At 62.0% G+C, this 756-nt stretch carries 1 protein-coding gene; it reads right to left on the bottom strand.

Annotated elements, in window-relative coordinates:
- Nucleotides 1–756 (bottom strand): hypothetical protein (locus E1297_RS48905; RefSeq protein WP_196223105.1); only part of this gene is annotated, 756 nt, incomplete at both ends.

Below are 756 nucleotides of genomic sequence, written 5' to 3'. Positions count from 1 at the left end.
TGTCCCAGCCGCCGACATCCAGCGCTGTCAGATCAGGCCTGCCCCGGAACCAGCTGGACATGCTGGTCACATCGGAAGTTTCCGGGCGTGCGCCCATTTTTTCATATTGAGCGCAAACGTATGCGGTCTCTGCGGCACTCAATTCCCGGTCGAATATGGCGACCCCGATCAGGTCGCCTGCAGGCATGTAGCCAGGAGCGGCGGCAATCGACCATGTGCCTGCGCCGATTGCGACCGAGCCGGTAAATATCGCGCGCGTGGTCGCGTGGATAATCGTGCCCGAGATTGCAGGCACCTCAGCCGTCAGCATGTCATCCACCCGGTCGAACACAATTCTGCCGGGCTCCGCCTCATAGACCGGCCTCCCTGCATCTGATGGCGCTGTCAGTTGCAGGCCGGTCACCCCGGCGATGGCCCCCACAGGATCACCGGGCGCAGGCGCCCCCCCGGACCCGTTGCGACCGAGCGTCATGCGCGTCACCTCGGTCGGGTCCAGCGCCAATTTGGCCCCGAGAGACAGCGACATGAATTGATGCAGCAAATTGGAGTAACGCCGCTCATTCGCGTCATAACTCGCCCGCAGATCCTCCGCTTTCACCTGACCTGACGCAATTGCCAATCCGTCACCGGTAAACATCGCGAGATGACCGTCCTCGACCGGAGGCGCGCCGTCTATCGTAATCACGTCAGCAGCCAGATTTGCAATCCGCATCGCACCGGTCGCCGGATCAATCGTCAGAGCATCCTCCCAGATCC

This window comes from Roseibium sp. RKSG952, assembly GCF_009711355.1.
The sequence above is the reverse complement of the archived record's forward strand: the minus strand, read 5'-3'. Positions and strand labels throughout refer to the sequence as shown.